General features: G+C 33.4%; 19 protein-coding genes and 4 pseudogenes. 3 read left to right on the forward strand and 20 right to left on the reverse strand.

Translation table 11 applies throughout. From position 1 onward, the window contains the following. Positions 1 to 208: 208 nt before the first annotated feature. Complete coding sequence (locus tag BAQ48_RS08530; RefSeq protein WP_071710739.1) at positions 209 to 1,261, reverse strand: DNA cytosine methyltransferase; 1,053 nt, start codon at positions 1,259 to 1,261, stop codon at positions 209 to 211. A gap of 82 nt (positions 1,262 to 1,343) precedes the next feature. Next, on the reverse strand, positions 1,344 to 1,895 hold the full coding sequence (locus BAQ48_RS08535; protein ID WP_071710740.1) for a tyrosine-type recombinase/integrase: 552 nt from the start codon (positions 1,893 to 1,895) through the stop codon (positions 1,344 to 1,346). 269 nt (positions 1,896 to 2,164) lie between these two features. Between BAQ48_RS08535 and BAQ48_RS08540 the strand changes: the two genes are divergently transcribed. Further along, a complete protein-coding gene (locus BAQ48_RS08540; protein ID WP_071710741.1) occupies positions 2,165 to 2,503 on the forward strand; it encodes a helix-turn-helix domain-containing protein in 339 nt (112 codons plus the stop codon). A gap of 309 nt (positions 2,504 to 2,812) precedes the next feature. Here the strand turns inward: BAQ48_RS08540 and BAQ48_RS08545 are convergent, their stop codons facing one another. Genes BAQ48_RS08545 through BAQ48_RS08555 form a run of 3 tightly spaced genes read right to left on the reverse strand, consistent with a single transcriptional unit; the run spans position 2,813 to position 6,064 of the window. After that, positions 2,813 to 3,781, reverse strand: coding sequence for a tripartite tricarboxylate transporter substrate binding protein (locus BAQ48_RS08545; protein WP_071710742.1), 969 nt, complete (start codon positions 3,779 to 3,781; stop codon positions 2,813 to 2,815). Then, positions 3,778 to 4,455 carry a response regulator gene (locus BAQ48_RS08550; RefSeq protein WP_071710743.1) on the reverse strand — a complete coding sequence of 226 codons (678 nt, stop codon included), beginning with the start codon at positions 4,453 to 4,455 and terminating at the stop codon, positions 3,778 to 3,780. Before BAQ48_RS08550 ends, BAQ48_RS08545 begins: the two co-directional genes overlap by 4 nt. Before the next feature lie 19 nt (positions 4,456 to 4,474). Next, positions 4,475 to 6,064 carry an ATP-binding protein gene (locus BAQ48_RS08555; RefSeq protein WP_071710744.1) on the reverse strand — a complete coding sequence of 530 codons (1,590 nt, stop codon included), beginning with the start codon at positions 6,062 to 6,064 and terminating at the stop codon, positions 4,475 to 4,477. A gap of 224 nt (positions 6,065 to 6,288) precedes the next feature. Here BAQ48_RS08555 and BAQ48_RS08560 point away from each other — a divergent pair, with 224 nt between their 5' ends. Then, on the forward strand, positions 6,289 to 7,611 hold the full coding sequence (locus BAQ48_RS08560; RefSeq protein WP_071710745.1) for an MFS transporter: 1,323 nt from the start codon (positions 6,289 to 6,291) through the stop codon (positions 7,609 to 7,611). A 48-nt stretch (positions 7,612 to 7,659) separates the two neighbouring features. Continuing rightward, a pseudogene (locus BAQ48_RS28210) lies at positions 7,660 to 7,821 on the forward strand (N-acetylmuramoyl-L-alanine amidase); the annotation flags it as partial. 215 nt (positions 7,822 to 8,036) lie between these two features. On the opposite strand, the gene BAQ48_RS08565 reads toward BAQ48_RS28210, so the two are convergent. From BAQ48_RS08565 to BAQ48_RS08615, 15 genes and pseudogenes are all read right to left on the reverse strand, one after another. Beyond that, on the reverse strand, positions 8,037 to 8,516 hold the full coding sequence (locus BAQ48_RS08565) for a DUF2247 family protein (RefSeq protein WP_000364132.1): 480 nt from the start codon (positions 8,514 to 8,516) through the stop codon (positions 8,037 to 8,039). A gap of 12 nt (positions 8,517 to 8,528) precedes the next feature. After that, a pseudogene (locus tag BAQ48_RS27505) lies at positions 8,529 to 9,113 on the reverse strand (hypothetical protein); the annotation flags it as partial. A gap of 166 nt (positions 9,114 to 9,279) precedes the next feature. After that, complete coding sequence (locus BAQ48_RS08575; protein ID WP_000872946.1) at positions 9,280 to 9,609, reverse strand: hypothetical protein; 330 nt, start codon at positions 9,607 to 9,609, stop codon at positions 9,280 to 9,282. Positions 9,610 to 9,679: 70 nt separating this feature from the next. Beyond that, a pseudogene (locus BAQ48_RS28215) lies at positions 9,680 to 9,787 on the reverse strand (WXG100 family type VII secretion target); the annotation flags it as partial. Between the two features lie 27 nt (positions 9,788 to 9,814). Then, positions 9,815 to 10,108, reverse strand: a complete 294-nt coding sequence (locus BAQ48_RS28220) for a contact-dependent growth inhibition system immunity protein (protein ID WP_071710791.1) — start codon at positions 10,106 to 10,108, stop codon at positions 9,815 to 9,817. An 82-nt stretch (positions 10,109 to 10,190) separates the two neighbouring features. Continuing rightward, entirely contained in the window at positions 10,191 to 10,841 is a 651-nt protein-coding gene (locus BAQ48_RS08585) for a Yip1 family protein (protein WP_071710746.1), read from the reverse strand. A 272-nt stretch (positions 10,842 to 11,113) separates the two neighbouring features. Then, a complete protein-coding gene (locus BAQ48_RS08590; protein ID WP_071710747.1) occupies positions 11,114 to 11,566 on the reverse strand; it encodes a YrhA family protein in 453 nt (150 codons plus the stop codon). Positions 11,567 to 11,717: 151 nt separating this feature from the next. Next, complete coding sequence (locus BAQ48_RS08595) at positions 11,718 to 12,290, reverse strand: imm11 family protein (protein WP_071710748.1); 573 nt, start codon at positions 12,288 to 12,290, stop codon at positions 11,718 to 11,720. Positions 12,291 to 12,496: 206 nt separating this feature from the next. Then, positions 12,497 to 12,664 (reverse strand): hypothetical protein, encoded by a 168-nt coding sequence (locus BAQ48_RS27900; protein WP_000490950.1) that lies wholly within the window; start codon positions 12,662 to 12,664, stop codon positions 12,497 to 12,499. A 151-nt stretch (positions 12,665 to 12,815) separates the two neighbouring features. Next, complete coding sequence (locus BAQ48_RS08600; RefSeq protein ID WP_071710749.1) at positions 12,816 to 13,217, reverse strand: hypothetical protein; 402 nt, start codon at positions 13,215 to 13,217, stop codon at positions 12,816 to 12,818. Positions 13,218 to 13,334: 117 nt separating this feature from the next. Next, positions 13,335 to 13,535, reverse strand: a pseudogene (locus tag BAQ48_RS08605) (DUF4176 domain-containing protein); the annotation flags it as partial. Positions 13,536 to 13,563: 28 nt separating this feature from the next. Further along, a complete protein-coding gene (locus BAQ48_RS28225; RefSeq protein ID WP_000856862.1) occupies positions 13,564 to 13,782 on the reverse strand; it encodes a hypothetical protein in 219 nt (72 codons plus the stop codon). 169 nt (positions 13,783 to 13,951) lie between these two features. Continuing rightward, positions 13,952 to 14,122 (reverse strand): hypothetical protein, encoded by a 171-nt coding sequence (locus tag BAQ48_RS28230; protein ID WP_165613789.1) that lies wholly within the window; start codon positions 14,120 to 14,122, stop codon positions 13,952 to 13,954. A gap of 36 nt (positions 14,123 to 14,158) precedes the next feature. Beyond that, positions 14,159 to 14,314: a hypothetical protein gene (locus BAQ48_RS27910; RefSeq protein ID WP_000412691.1), complete on the reverse strand. Its 156-nt coding sequence runs from the start codon at positions 14,312 to 14,314 to the stop codon at positions 14,159 to 14,161. Then, positions 14,315 to 14,986, reverse strand: coding sequence for a hypothetical protein (locus tag BAQ48_RS08615; RefSeq protein WP_071710750.1), 672 nt, complete (start codon positions 14,984 to 14,986; stop codon positions 14,315 to 14,317). Positions 14,987 to 15,211 lie beyond the last annotated feature (225 nt).

The raw sequence follows: 15,211 nt of genomic DNA on the forward strand, positions 1-15,211 counted from the left end.
TCTTTTTTTGGAATACACCGCATCTCAAAGAATTTTTCCAGCAACAATATGCGCTCAAAACAACGTATTACTACAAAAACATATTTAAAAATTTCAGTTCCCCTATGATAATCATTGAAACCTAAAAACCCCTTTTTTCATAAATACTCCATGAAAAAAGGGGGTTATTCGTAATTTTACATTAATAGGCACATCTTTAAAAGCGTTTCTATGCAAAAGTTAATTGTCCATCAGTTCCTTCTTGAACAATGACATCATCAATTAATTCATTGCCTCTTAACACCTCAATTATGTTATTTGCAATACGACGAATCACAGGAACCGTAACCGAATTACCAGCTTGTTTATACAAATGACTATTCGCCATTCCTTGTGGCAAAGTTAATTCTTCTGGAAACCCTTGAAGTAATAAGCATTCTTTAGGTGTTAATTTTCTAATATTATTTTCATTATCTAAAATCAGAGGGACATTATGGCCACCCGTTCCCATATTAGCTGTTAGTGTCGGACAAACATTATTTTTATTTTCTCTCACATATACTCTACGCCACTGATAAACGGTTTCATGGCTAGTCATTCCTTCTTGAAGTTCATTATAAAAACTAACCTTTTCTGGGAGATAATAAAATGCTTTATATTTTTCATCGTTAATACTACTATTTCGATTAATAACTGTATTAAGTGTATTAGTTAATGGGATTGGCGCTGGAAAATCAAATTTCGCTGTCAACTCATTTTCTAAAAATCCAACAATATAAATTCGCTCTCTATTTTGTGGAACATTTCCATACTCCATTGAGTTTAAAACCTTAGCCTTTATTGTATATCCTTTGTCCTCTAGACACTCTTTAATAACCTTAAAAGTATTGCCTTTATCGTGATTTTGTAAATTTTTAACATTCTCTAACATAATTGCTTTTGGTTTAGTACCATACATTTTTTCTTGTGCATCAATTACGTCAAGAATTTGGAAAAACATATTTCCTCTCTCATCTTCAAATCCTTTTCGATAACCTGCGATACTGAACGCTTGACATGGAAATCCACCAATTAATATATCTAACTGTGGAACCGTAGTTTTATCTACCTCTGTAACATCAGCCTCTTGTAAATATTCACCTTTCCAAAAATGTCTGTATGTGATGGAAGCATTACGATCCACTTCATTAGCCCAAACAATTTCAGCACCGGCTTGTTGAAATCCCAAGCATGTGCCGCCAACTCCAGCAAACATACTCCCTAATTTATACTTTACAGTCATTAAAGTTCTCTCCTTCTAACTCAAAAAATCCTCTGTTAAATTTATTATATCACCCTAATAATTAAGAAATCTTCAGTCATTATTAGGAAATAACTCTTTTTAATTTAGCTGTATTAGATGGTAATTCCTCAAAAACATCTATATACTTTCTAGTTACACTCTTGCAGGAATGGTTAAAAAATTCCATTAGCGTATTAATATCATTAGTTTTTCGATAATAATGATAACCAAATGTTTTTCTCAATGTATGAGTTCCTATTCTATCTATACCTATTTTTTGTGCTGCCTTATTTAAAGCACGGTATGCTTGTACTCTTGAGATATGTTCATTACCGTTTCTACTGGGAAAAAGCCACTCACCATCCTGCTTGTCTTGTATATACTCTAAAATCACCGATATTAAAACGTCATCTAATACTACCTTTTTTACTTTTTCACTCTTATCTCCTATTAAAAGCAAATATCGTTTCCCTTTAACATCTTTTACTTTCAGTGGCAATATATCACTAATTCTTAATCCCGTATGAATACCAAAAACAAACATAAAATAATCTCGATATGAACAATGGCACATCAATGCTTTTTCCATCTTTTGAATATCTTCTATACTTTTTATAGGATGAACAAATTGCATACCTTACCCTACCTATTCTCGATATGTTACATTTAAATTAACATATCGAGAATAGGTAGGTCAACAAAAGAAGAAGATAGATGCCTCTTACTTAATAATAGGAAAAAATATTCTTTTTCACTTTTTATACTGTTCTTTTCAAATAATACATCTCTCTATGAAATCCTTACCACATAAAACATATAAATGGTATAATAATATAACAATTCACTTATCAGTTATTAGTATCATTATTGTATTACTTAGTTTAACTCTAGAAGGTGGTATTTATGGAACTAACTACAAAATTAGGAGAACGTATTCGTTTTTTAAGAAAAGAAAAAAACTTAAGTCAGGAACGACTAGGCGAATTATCAGGCATACACACAAATCACATAGGGGCTATTGAGCGAGGCGAAAAAAACGTAACTTTAGAAAGCTTGGCTAAAGTTACCAAGGGATTAGGTATTACCTTAGAGGAACTATTTCGATATCTTCAACCTATGGATAAACTAGACGATCTAAACACTATCATGGACTTATTATTGTCTCGGACTTCTGAAGACCATGCGTTAGTACTGCATTTAATAAGGAACGTATTTGATTGGGAAGCACAAAAACACAACTAAATCTACTTCAACCTAGTTAGTATCTACCCTATTCAAGAGATACATGCTCCTCGTATAGGCTACACTCTTTTTCGAAACATTTCATCTATGTAAAATCGAAAATCCCTCTATACATAATGAAACGGCCTTAACAACATATTTTTCCTTTGATAACCGAAAAGTTTGTTTTATATCATAGAACAATCAATACTTAATTTAATTACAAATAATTATATTACGGAAACCTTTTAAACCCTAAGTTAGCCGGCACTATAATCTGTGCTTTAAAAGGTTCTATATCTTCTTTGAATCGAACTAATAGGGAGACAATTAAATATTAAAATTAATCATCTCCCCATAGTCCTTAACACTCTCCTCCAAAAACCTCCTACTCTCCCCACTATCCTTATAAAAACTCTCCCAACCCCGCTCCCTCAAAATCCCCTTCCAACTATCACTCTCAACCATCCTCTTAATCACACCATCCCAATAAGCAACCTCTTCCTCCGTCATATCTTTCGGGCCCATGATCCCTTTCCAGTGCTGGAATATGACGTTGATTCCTTGTTCTTTCCATGTTGGGATTTCTGGTAGTCGGTCTAGTCGTTTTGGTGCGGATACGGCTAGTATTTTTATTTTGCCGGCTTTGTATTGTTTTTCGGCTTCGGATAGGGTCATGGTTGCGGCGTCTATTTGTTTGTTCGTTAGGGCATTTATGATTTTTTCTTTGTTTTCGTAGACGAAGAATTGTAGTTCGGCTGGGTTTATGCCGAATGCTTTGCTTACTTGTACGAAGGATAGATGATCGTCGTTTCCTAGGCCTGGGGCAACGCCGATTTTGAAGTTTTGCTTGTCTTGTTTTAGTTGTTCCATTAGTTCGTTTGCGTTTTCTATGTTTGATTCTTTTGATACGACAACGACTTCCCAGTCCGATGCGAGTGTTGCGAGCGGTGTGAAGTCTTTATATGTTAATTTACTGTGGCCTAATAGGTTGTTCGTTATGAGTAAGCTTGAGTTAATCGCCAGTACGTGACCGCCTTTTTGTTTCGTATATTTCCATCCGACGTCACCGCTGCCACCTACTTTGTTTGTGACTGTGATTGGTTTTGTGAAGATTTTTTCTTCTGTTAGTGTTTTTTGCATTGCTCGCGCTGTTAAGTCCCATCCAGCTCCTGGAACGTTTGGCGCAACGATTTCTACTTCTTCTATGTTTACTGTATTCGTTTGAGATTTTTCTGAGGAACAACCAGCTATTACTCCTGTCATGATCCATATACATAGTAATAATCGTTTTTTCATAGTCCTCGTCCTATTCGATATTTTCGTTCTGGTCGTCCGATAATGCCGTATGTGTACTCTACTGTGCATTCATTTGTCGCTACTAAGTATTCTAAATATCTTCTTGCGGTTGTTCGGGAAGCCCCCATTTGTTCTCCCATTTCTTCTATTGTAATACCCTCTTCGAATCCTTTTATAATGCCTTTCACTTTTTGCAATGTTAACGGATCGACACCTGTCGGTAAGTTTTTCATATCTTGTATTTGCGAAGTACCAAAAAAGTTATCGATGAGTGTTTGATTCACTTCATTGTTACTATGTAATAGTTGCTTCTTTCTTTTATAGTCTTCAATTGTGCGGACGAATTTTTCTAATGTGACCGGTTTTATAAGATAGTTGCTTACGCCGTTTCGAATCGCTTTTTCTAACATATGGTTTTCATTTGCCGCAGTAACCATAATGACGTCAACGTTTGGAAAGTCAGCATGGATTTTCGGCAATAAGTCTGTACCAATTCCATCTGGTAAGTAATTATCTAATAGAAGTAAGTCGATTTCTTCCCTTTGTAGTAGTTCCATCGTTTCTTTCGCGTTCAATGCTTTTCCAATCACTTTTACATCTTTTATTTTCGATAAAAACTCCTCCTGAATTTGCGCTACGCGGAAATCATCTTCTGCAATTGCAACCTTCAACATATGCCCATCCCCCTGTTTGTTATGTACTTTCTCTCAATGTTTTCGGAAGGTAAATTGTAAAAATAGCTCCCCCATTTTTCTCGTTTTGAATTTCAATTGTTCCCTCTAGTACATCTACCATTTCTTTCACGTTTGCTAGTCCGTAACCACGATCATTTCCTTTCGTTGAAAATCCTTTTTGAAAAATGGTCGCGATTTTTTCTGCTGGTATTCCTACTCCACTATCTATCACTTCAAACACAATATCGTGCCCAATATCCGTAACAAAGAAAGAAACTCTCTTTTCCTCTCGTTCATTCACCGCATCAAATGCATTATCAATTATGTTTCCAAGGATCGTAATAAGGTGCGACACTTTTATATGGTCTGGTAACGGATGAAGCGCACTATCTCCTTCAATATGAAAATCGATTTTCTTTTCAGACGCTGTTCCGATTTTTCCTAATAAAATAGCTTGTACTTTCGCATCATGAATTTGATGGAACAAAATATGATTTTGGCTTTGATGAATGTTAGATTCTTGCTGGATAAATTCAATCGCTTCTTTGTAATGCCCTAACTGCAATAAGCCAGATAAGACGAACAACTTATTTGTAAATTCATGCGTTTGAGCACGCAAGTCCTCTGAATACTTTCTTACCTCAGATATTGTATTCACAAGGTTTTGCAATTCTGTTTTATCTCTAAAACTACATACAACACCTACCGTACTGTTATTTTCGAGTATCGGTGTCATGTTTAAAATAAACACTTTATCTTGAAATGCGATTTCTTGATCGTTTTCTAGTACTCTCTCCATATGAAATTCCGGTAAAACTTTTGAAATGTGCCGCTGCATATAATCACCATTTACATGTAGCATTTCTTCTGCCGACGTATTCATCATCGTAATAAAACCGTTTTGATCAATGGCGATAATCCCTTCTTTTATAGATAGTAGTATCGCGCTTCGTTCCCGGTATAACGCTGCGATTTCATTCGGCTCTAAACCGAGTGTATCTTTACGAATACTACGTGCTAAAAGAATCCCACCAACAATTCCGGCTAGTAATACCGCTACGGAAAAGAGGATAATTTCTTTCGTTCTGCTCAGTATGTTAGATTCGATACCTTTTATTAAAAACTCTACCGTCACAACGCCTACTACTTGATCGTAGTCTCCGTTCTGAACAATAATCGGTGCTTTCGCCATTAAAGCTGGACCACTTGCACCATTTCCTTCGAGCGTATAATAACCACCAAAAGTGAGTGCTTCATAGTTATATGGATTGTTACTCTTTGTACCAATCAGCTCCGAATTAGAATGCGAATACATAACCCCATAGCGATCTTCCACAATTACATAATCCGCACCAGCTTGCTCACGAACTTGTTCTGCAATGGATTGAATGGTACTTTTGTGCTCGTTATATTGAAAAACATCTTTTATAGCTGGCATAAAAGAAAGAGATTTAGCCGTTTGCAGTGCTAGCTGCTCCACTTGACGCTTCGTATCAACGGACTGAATGTAAACAAATATTCCTGCTAATAGGAGAACGACAAATAAAATTAACGTAATAATTAAGCTTACTATTTTCGTTTGCAATGACACTTTGCGTGATTTCTTCATACTTCATATCCTTTGATAAAATATTCAAAACTATCAATCTCCTTTTTCTATTATTATGACAAAACTGAAAATGAAGCAACTATTAAAAATATCCATGTACATAAAGTACAAAAAGAATAAAATTGTCATAATATTGAGATTTTAGTTAAAGGACAGTACAATTCAACTACAATGAACGCGCTTTCATATTATTTTTTTATTTATAAGCAAGAGGAGGAATGATTATGGCTCAAACAAAATCTAACCGAGTCGCCGGCAATATTTTCAAAGGTTCTGTCGGCAATTTAATTGAATGGTACGACTGGTACGTTTACTCTGCTTTCGCTGTTTATTTTTCAGCAGAGTTCTTTCCTAAAGGAGATCCAACGAGTCAGTTACTGAACACAGCAGCTATTTTCGCAGTTGGATTTTTAATGCGCCCTATCGGAAGTTTATTAATGGGACGCTATGCGGATCGGCACGGACGCCGGGCAGCATTAACACTTTCGATTACGGTTATGGCAGGTGGTTCTTTAATTATCGCCTGTACACCTAGTTACGAAAGCATCGGGATTATGGCACCAATTATTTTAGTTCTTGCCCGTTTACTACAAGGATTATCACTCGGCGGAGAGTATGGGACTTCCGCAACGTATTTATCTGAAATGGCTAGTAGTGGACGCCGCGGCTTTTATTCAAGTTTCCAATATGTAACGCTCGTTGCTGGACAAATGGTTGCGTTAGGCGTTCAAATTGTTCTTCAGCAATTACTAAGCGAACCAGATATGAAAGCTTGGGGATGGCGTATTCCGTTCATTATTGGAGCGATGGGTGCAGTAGCTGTATTATGGCTTCGCCGCACGATGGATGAGTCGGAGCAATTCGCAAACATAAAATCACAAAAACGCGAAAGCGCAGGAACCATTAGCGCTCTTATGAAACATCCGAAAGCAGTATTAACAGTAGTTGGCCTAACACTAGGAGGCACTGTCGCATTTTATACGTACACAACATATTTACAAAAATTCATGGTAAACACAGTCGGCCTTCCGAAAGAAGTTGTAAGCTGGATTAACTTTGTCGCACTACTTATATTCGTCGTACTTCAACCGATTGCGGGGCTATTATCCGATAAAATTGGACGCCGCCCACTATTAATGGCATTCGGTATTCTTGGAACGTTACTAACAGCACCAATCTTCTTCTTCATGGAAAAAACGACAGAACCAATCGTAGCATTTTTACTCATGATGGTCGGTCTCATTATCGTTACTGGTTACACTTCCATTAACGCAATTGTAAAAGCAGAACTCTTCCCAACTGAAATTCGCGCACTTGGCGTAGGTTTACCATATGCACTAACAGTTGCGATATTCGGCGGAACAGCTGAGTTCATCGCATTATGGCTAAAGAGTATCGGAATGGAATCACTATTCTACTTCTACGTAGCTGGATGTATCGCGATAAGCTTTATTACGTATTGGCGTATGGATGAGTCATCGAAGACTTCGCAGATTGAGGCGGAACTTGGTGGTGGGGATAAATTAGTTAATAATAAATCTAGTTAAAACTATGTATTCTATAATCTTCGTTTATCTGAACTCGATAAATCTCTTTCTTGGCAGAGTAAAGATGTTGTTGGTGCTTTAGAGGTAAGATTAGGATTTACCATTGATGTAAAGGTAACTGTGAATGGAGCGCCACAATACAAAGTACATAACAGCAAGGGTAAAAGATACTATGTATCAGCAATTGAAGCCTATTTGTATGTAAAGTAAGAGGTACAAAAGGGCATCCACTTAAATGATACTTTTTAATTTAAATCAACAAAAGAGACCGCAAATGTTAGGTCTCTTTTGTTGATCATTCTCCATATGTAACTTTCTCTTCACTTACTCCAAGCTAGATAACATGGTTCATTGAAATATTCAATCTTAAAGAAGGCTTGTTCTTCAAAAAATTCATTTCTTGCCCTCAGAATCTAGCAAAGTAGCTATTCAATAAATTTTTTCTCTGAATCCAAAAATTTATAAAACCTATTTAATAAATCTTCTTTCGTAGTTGGGGTATCTTGGGGCATATAAGTAATAAAACTTGTCATATCTTCAGGATAATCATGTCTATCATAAAACTCTGCAATTCTATTTAATAGTTCATCCTCATCAGTAATCTTTTCTTTTAACTTAGATAAGTAAACGAATCTGAGTTTACTTATCTCATTCTGTAATTCTTCACTATTTTCTTCTAGATTAGGAAAGTGGAAATCTTTAATTTCAAACAAAATTTTATCTAAATCACTAGAATCTATTCCCCAAGCTAGTTCATTAACAAAAGCTTCATCATCACCGGCTTCCATTAGTTCCACCGCATAATCAGAAATGACATTCGGTTCGAAATATTTTTTATTTACACCGGTGTAAATAGTTTTCCAATCATACTTAAGACCTTTGTTCTTAAAATCTATTAAATCCATATAATTCTCCTTTTACTTTTTTGGAACTTGATTTGGTTTCCCTGTAACAGTACCATTTTCAATAAATCTTCTATGACTTACATTTCCATTTGGTTCAACAATCCACTCAAAGACACCTTTTTTACCACCGTTGCTTCCTTCTATTTGGAAGAATCTTCTACTAATACGATCTCCTCCTACTAATGGAAATTCATCAGCAAATCTTGAGTAATTATCAACAATATCAGAAAAGCCATGTTCCTTAGGGACATGAGGAAACTCTTTTACTATGATGGGCTTTCCTTTTTCATCTCTTCCCCAAATAGGTTTTACTTTATCAATCTTTTCTCCACTTCCAACTCGCTTTCCATCAATAACAGGTCCCTCTAATTCCTCAATTACTTTTGGATTATCTCCGCTGGTTTTATTACTGGTATTATCCATCCCTTTAGTAGCATTTTCCTCTTTATTAAGTTTACCATTCTCTTTAACTTTATTAATACGCTCACCAGAAGATGGAGAAGACTCGAATTTTTGAAGAGTATCCTTAGCATTTTGAATCGATTTATCCCAAACCAATCCACCATGTACAACAGCACCAACACCAGCCGCTGTAGCACCAATAGATTCTTTGAAAGTTTGTTCGCAACAAATAGTATGATTATAAATTTTAAAAATAAATGTTATAGTCACCCAAAATAAAAAGCATGAGCTATCTAGCCCACACTTAAGAAGAGTCTTAATTTAAATGTTTTTATAAAAATTAATTTTTTAATTGTTATTTTTATACATTTTTTTGCGCTTGTCCCCATATCTCAATTAAATCTCTAAGTTCAGTTGTTTCTATTTTACATATATTAGGATCATGATTAGAATATAAATCGACTAGTAGAGTTTCTTCTTTTTTCACTTGAACTGCACATAGATTACCTTGAAATTCATTATATTCTTTTATATTGTTTAATACTTCATCGATTTGTTGTAACCACCATTTAATGGGAATCCCTTGGATATCATCTTCTAAAAATGTGGCTACAATTTCTATTTCTTTAGGTAATTCTATTTTTAAAGAATCTACATCTTCATATTTTGTTATTTTATAATCATATTTCATTTTTGGTACCTCACCATCTTTAGTACTTTGGATAAACAGTTATAATTTTATCATTAATAAGAACAAATCTAGGATGGCCTATAGCATACTTAATATTTTCTTTTGTTACTGTATCATTTAGTGAATTGAATCCTTCTACAATCCCTCCGATAACTTGCCCAGAACCAACATAAAGACCGCCTATTACGGGCGGTCGATTTTTTTATTAAGTGTTTTTTAATGCTTGTTTTAGCGTTTTAACTGTTTGTTCAAGCCATTCTAATGGTGTTATTTCTAATCCTTCAAAATATATCCCATCTGTAGAAAACTGTATGTACTCATTTTTTTCTTTATCACTATAATCACTTTGAATAAATTCAGTTAGAAAAATAATAGCGTCTTGTAAATATTCCGTACTTTCTTCTTCAAGTAACTCTTGGAGTGCTTCTTCGTAAAATGTATCTTGATGAAATGTTGCTGCTAAGAACTGATAAACCGGATCTTCTGGATTTTTTTTAATAGCATATATTTCTTTCCTCTTATTTTGTGCTTGTCTCCAAACCTCAATTAAATTTCTAAGTTCATAAGAAGCAAATAAATTATTAAAGGATTGTAACCCCTACTATAAGAAATACTATTATTACCAAAGGAAGAATGATAATCATAAAGGACACTATTATTGTTAATAATGCTTTCCATGCTGAAAATTGGTGTGCTTCTCCTAAACATTTTAAGGAAATAATGATTGTCCAAATTCCAATAACTACATCAATTATGGCAAAAATAATAAACAAAATCGTTAAAGTTATGCTACTATCCATTTTCGGTGTCTCACTCGTAAAGTTTTCTATCCCAAACAAGAAAAATGAAGGCAACCAAACTAATATAAGAGAATAAACGTAAGGGATATAAGAATAGGCAACCGAGTAACGTGTTTTTTCAAAGGTACCTCGTCCACCAAGTTTTTTTGCCACCCAATTAAATAACGCTGGTAGCAAAAAATAATAAGTTAAGAAAACAACGAAAGTACCGAATATAACTATTGAGATTATTGAAAATGGACTACTTATTGAATCCGCCACATTTTTAGAAGATGCTCGATCTAAAGTCTGTACGAAGGAGCCTAATAAAATGAGCAAAAACACATTCTTAGGTTTGGATATAAAAATTTCTTTCATTGTATCACGTGGTTTTGTCCAAATGGAGAACCAAGGATTAAGTGCACGTTTAAATTGATTTTCTGGAGTTTCCATATAAAAAAACATTCCCCTTTCTTAAAACATATTAAATATAAATCCCTAATTATCCCAGTTATGTACATAGAAATATTAAAGCATAAATAGTCGATTATTTAAATATAAATATTCAATCATTTAATTTCATCTGAAATTTAGGGGGGATGCTTCTTAGCAATTACCTCTATATTGTCTTGCATTTTTAACTATGGGCTGAGTAGTTACTTTCATTTTTGAGTACCTCACATTCTTTAATACATTGGATAAATAGTTATAATTTTATCATCCTATTAAAGAAGGGTTATTTTTAACGCTTCCTCAAGCATTGTATTAAAATCATTATATGTGTTCATTACCGTACCAGATGGTTTATCAAGTTCTAAATAAGTACCTTCAGATATGTTTTTACAGAACCATGCTATATCTGAATCTCCAAGGAAAAGGTACTCTTGTTGCCACTCATTCTCATACCAAATCTTATTATTTTCTAAAAGTCCATAAACTGTTTCATCTCTTTCTGTTTCTAGTAAAGAAGGGTCAACTCCATAAATTATCAGACCATCAAATTCGAAGCCATTTACAGTTCTAAGAAATTCCTCATACTCATTAGGTAAATCAATATTAAAGCTTTCTTTAACACGTTCTCTTAATCTTTGAACTTCAGTATCTTTTGCTGGTTTATTCAGTTTGAGATTAAAACTTTTCATTGTTTTTTCAACTTCTAAAAGCGTATCTTTCCACATATAAAAACCTTCTTTCTCAATTTATTCCCCTTTAGGATAGGTATTATATTTGGTATAGGCCAATCTATATCAATACTATCTCCATCTTGTAAGTATCTAGTTAATGTAAACCATTGCTTCAACTTCTATCAGTTATTTTAAGAACTTTCTTTTACATGTCCGCTTTTGAATCCCATACCTCTACAAATTCAAAGCCTTTTAAATCACTTTCTAACACTGTATTTCTAAATTCATCTGATACAAAAACAGAAGGAATATGTAATATTTCATTTAAGTAAACTTTAAATATTGTTTGGTTCTTAACCATATTAGGTAAGAATGCGTATTTTTTGAAATCTATTACTAAGCCAGAACGTAGTTTCTTTAGTATAGCTTTCTCATAGTCAATGGCATCTATTGCATTTAGAACGTTAATTATAGAATACACTTCTCCCGGCACATCATGAATTAGGGGAAGAAATTCTACATTATCACCAAGCATAGACTCTAAGAATTTTTTAGCTTTCCCACTAACTATTGGTGTACCAACTTCTCCCCAAAAATGAGGAAAATCACTTTGATTTCCTTCTTCTACACATTTAATACGTATTTCTCCCCATGAATCAGATGCTTTTACTGCTGAGTCAATTTTTCCTTCAAAATACTTTTTAGAATCTTCTTCTAAATTCAATAGTTGAAAGGATTCATAGTCATCAAATGAACTCTTTAATTCCCAAATTTTCATTTTTACTCTCCTTTGTTATTTTTCTATCCTTCCTTTATCTAAATGTAATTCTATATTCATGATGTTGCTTCTCCCTTTTCTTTTCCGTATTCTTTACTGACTATAGGAGAACCGCGATTATATACTTAATATTCAATACAGACTCTTTAAAAGGTTTCATGTGTTCTACCCCAACCTTCAAATAAAGAATAGATTTATGATTAAAACTAATTATATTTTTTTACCTTTAAAGGAATAGATATAAAATACAAATCTATAGCATAAATAGTAATCAAAATACCTTTACCTTCATCAGCAAACTTTGATTGATGAAACTGTTCTGAAACTTTTCTTTTTCCCCATTTTTTAGGAAACCATTGAAATCCTGAAAACATATAATTAATCTACCTTTTCATTAAAATTTTGCTAGTTTATTTCTTAACTCTAACTCTTCAACTGTTTCAAAACCTTTAAAAAATAAACTATCGATTTAATTATGATTAAAAAATACATTGTATTCTTTAGATGCTTTTTTCAATCAAAAAACTATTTTTCTTTTTTCCATGATATTCGAAATTCCCCACCATGTTCTTCCGTTTTAATTTTAACCTTATATGTATCATCCTTAGGCACTTTAATATTTTTTTCGCCTTCGCCACTATTAAACTCTAGTATTGTATTATCATTTGAATCCACAACATAAGCAGTTATAGTTCCTTGTTTAGTTTTATCATCAAAAGAAAAAATCCAATTCTCACCTTTTTTAACTTTCCTATCTTGAGTTGCAGATCCAGTAAATTTTCTATAATCTCCAGATATACTACCTGATACACTATCTGAAGAACCATGAACTTTACCACCAACAATAGTTCCCTCTCTTGTAAAACAACCACTAAGAATTATTAAACACAAAACAAATAAAATTGTATTTTTAAAAATTTTTACCATCATTACCCCTTCTATTCCCAATAAAATTTTCACCATTAAACTTATAAAAATAACTATAATAAAAAATTATATCCATTAAGATATATATATTTTATTATAGTTATAAATTCCAAATTATCATTTCAAATCTTCACGCAACTTAATTTCATCCTCATTTATGTAACCAGTAAAAATAACTTCTGATATGTATTCATGGTTTAAAAACATATTATATTCAGTTAAAACATTTCCAATAGGATAATAACAAGCCACATAATCCCAAGTTTCCTTAGTTTTTGAATTTTCCTGTTTTCTACCATATATCATCAAAGGTTGCTCTCATGTTTTAAATTACTCCAGTCTTATATTAATCCCGTTTTTTTGTAAATTTATCATAAAATTTCTCTTGCGCCCACCGTCCGAATTTTAAAAAACATATTAAACCTACACCCAAAAGAATGAGAACGATAGTTCCTAACAATTTTTCCCACAAATTGTTGGATGGAGTAATCATTAATCCTATAATAGATACAGATATTACGACATAAACTAAAATATATAATGGTTTATACGATGGAGTTTTCATATCATTTTTTCTCCTCAGGTTTTTCAAATTTTAAACTACTTCCCACAGTAAAACCCTCTAAAGCAGGAACCGTTATACCAGTTTCTTTTCCAACGCTACCTTTCAAACCTATTGCGCCTAATCCCAAATCACCTTTAATTTCCAGGTTTATACCTCCAAAAATTGGAAACTAATCTGAAAAATGTAGCATACTTACTTCTACTTCATACTTAAGTGTAGAAGCTTCCGATCCTGCTTTTAAGGAGTAATCGTCAATACCCGCTATAACTTCTCCTGAAAAATTTTTTTGAGTAACTGTAACCTTTCTATCTTTTAATTGTATGATACCTAAAGGTGTCATTAAAGGAATTGTGGATTTAAATTTATATGAGTTATCTCAAATACCTGCTGCCCCTTTTACGCCAATAACTTTACTAACAAATACATCTTCTTTTAAACTCTTCCAATCATAGGGTATATTCACATCCAATTTCCCAGCTATAGCCTTTGTTGAAAGCTCATCACCATTAGAGAAGCTGCTCTTTTTTTCCATTTAAAAGCCTATACGTATTTTCCCTCCATCTTCTATATGCTTCCGTAAATAATAATACTTATGGAGTTCTATAATCATATAAAACAAAGCAAACGAAAACACTGTGCATGCACACATAAATACAATTGCCCCCATCTGTTGTGTTGCAATGCTAAGAATTATATTAGCAATTAACTGCCCCGATCCCGCTGCAATAGCTGCTACTTTTACACCACCAGTTCCTTTCGATGATTTTGATTTTTTTCTTGGTTCCTGAAGTTTTTCAATATGATTTTTATAAAAAAGATACAAAGCAAAACCATACAAACCAAATGAAAGAATAAAATAGATGGGAGTTTGTAATTGTAACACTTCATAGGCATATTTTTGAGTTATAATCAATAATCCGACTGAACATATGGTGCCATATACTCCTCGAAATAGAGTGTATTGTAATTGTCGTTTCCGAGGATTGATAGCAATCCATATCGCCCACAAATTTAAAAAAATAACTGGAGGAGTTACTATATATACATAGAGTAATCGAAAAGGATTCGCAAAAGCAGGCAAAAGAACAAACACATCTGCCCCCAAAAGGACAAGGACAATTACTTGGACCCTTATTTCATTTACAGGATAAAGAGCCATATAATGTGCAAAAGCTTTCTTATTAAAATCTAGACTTTTTTTCATGTTAATTAACCCACCCCGCTACTGTTCCAATCGGTAAAAGTTTCATAGCTATTTATTCTCCTTTTTTTTAAATTTATCCATAATATTATGAGCAACTATATTCCATAGTAAAGAAAGTACGGTAACAAAAAGTACAGCTAAAGAAAAATAAATCCTATCCTTCCATGTATCATGTACAATCATGCCCAGTATAATCATTATTAACGCACCAACACATATAACTAT

The organism is Bacillus luti (genome assembly GCF_001884105.1).
GTDB lineage: Bacteria > Bacillota > Bacilli > Bacillales > Bacillaceae_G > Bacillus_A > Bacillus_A luti.

What these genes read in the sequence shown, in the direction of transcription:
- BAQ48_RS08560 (WP_071710745.1), top strand. Translation starts at nt 6,289, where the DNA reads ATGGCTCAAACAAAATCTAACCGAGTCGCCGGCAATATTTTCAAAGGT.
- BAQ48_RS08600 (WP_071710749.1), bottom strand. Translation starts at nt 13,217, where the DNA reads ATGGTAAAAATTTTTAAAAATACAATTTTATTTGTTTTGTGTTTAATA.
- BAQ48_RS08565 (WP_000364132.1), bottom strand. Translation starts at nt 8,516, where the DNA reads ATGGATTTAATAGATTTTAAGAACAAAGGTCTTAAGTATGATTGGAAA.
- BAQ48_RS08575 (WP_000872946.1), bottom strand. Translation starts at nt 9,609, where the DNA reads ATGAAATATGATTATAAAATAACAAAATATGAAGATGTAGATTCTTTA.
- BAQ48_RS08595 (WP_071710748.1), bottom strand. Translation starts at nt 12,290, where the DNA reads ATGAAAATTTGGGAATTAAAGAGTTCATTTGATGACTATGAATCCTTT.
- BAQ48_RS27910 (WP_000412691.1), bottom strand. Translation starts at nt 14,314, where the DNA reads ATGGAAAAAAAGAGCAGCTTCTCTAATGGTGATGAGCTTTCAACAAAG.
- BAQ48_RS28225 (WP_000856862.1), bottom strand. Translation starts at nt 13,782, where the DNA reads ATGAAAACTCCATCGTATAAACCATTATATATTTTAGTTTATGTCGTA.
- BAQ48_RS08540 (WP_071710741.1), top strand. Translation starts at nt 2,165, where the DNA reads ATGGAACTAACTACAAAATTAGGAGAACGTATTCGTTTTTTAAGAAAA.
- BAQ48_RS08590 (WP_071710747.1), bottom strand. Translation starts at nt 11,566, where the DNA reads ATGTGGAAAGATACGCTTTTAGAAGTTGAAAAAACAATGAAAAGTTTT.
- BAQ48_RS08555 (WP_071710744.1), bottom strand. Translation starts at nt 6,064, where the DNA reads ATGAAGAAATCACGCAAAGTGTCATTGCAAACGAAAATAGTAAGCTTA.
- BAQ48_RS08615 (WP_071710750.1), bottom strand. Translation starts at nt 14,986, where the DNA reads ATGAAAAAAAGTCTAGATTTTAATAAGAAAGCTTTTGCACATTATATG.
- BAQ48_RS27900 (WP_000490950.1), bottom strand. Translation starts at nt 12,664, where the DNA reads ATGTTTTCAGGATTTCAATGGTTTCCTAAAAAATGGGGAAAAAGAAAA.
- BAQ48_RS28230 (WP_165613789.1), bottom strand. Translation starts at nt 14,122, where the DNA reads ATGACACCTTTAGGTATCATACAATTAAAAGATAGAAAGGTTACAGTT.
- BAQ48_RS08545 (WP_071710742.1), bottom strand. Translation starts at nt 3,781, where the DNA reads ATGAAAAAACGATTATTACTATGTATATGGATCATGACAGGAGTAATA.
- BAQ48_RS08535 (WP_071710740.1), bottom strand. Translation starts at nt 1,895, where the DNA reads ATGCAATTTGTTCATCCTATAAAAAGTATAGAAGATATTCAAAAGATG.
- BAQ48_RS08585 (WP_071710746.1), bottom strand. Translation starts at nt 10,841, where the DNA reads ATGGAAACTCCAGAAAATCAATTTAAACGTGCACTTAATCCTTGGTTC.
- BAQ48_RS08550 (WP_071710743.1), bottom strand. Translation starts at nt 4,455, where the DNA reads ATGTTGAAGGTTGCAATTGCAGAAGATGATTTCCGCGTAGCGCAAATT.
- BAQ48_RS08530 (WP_071710739.1), bottom strand. Translation starts at nt 1,261, where the DNA reads ATGACTGTAAAGTATAAATTAGGGAGTATGTTTGCTGGAGTTGGCGGC.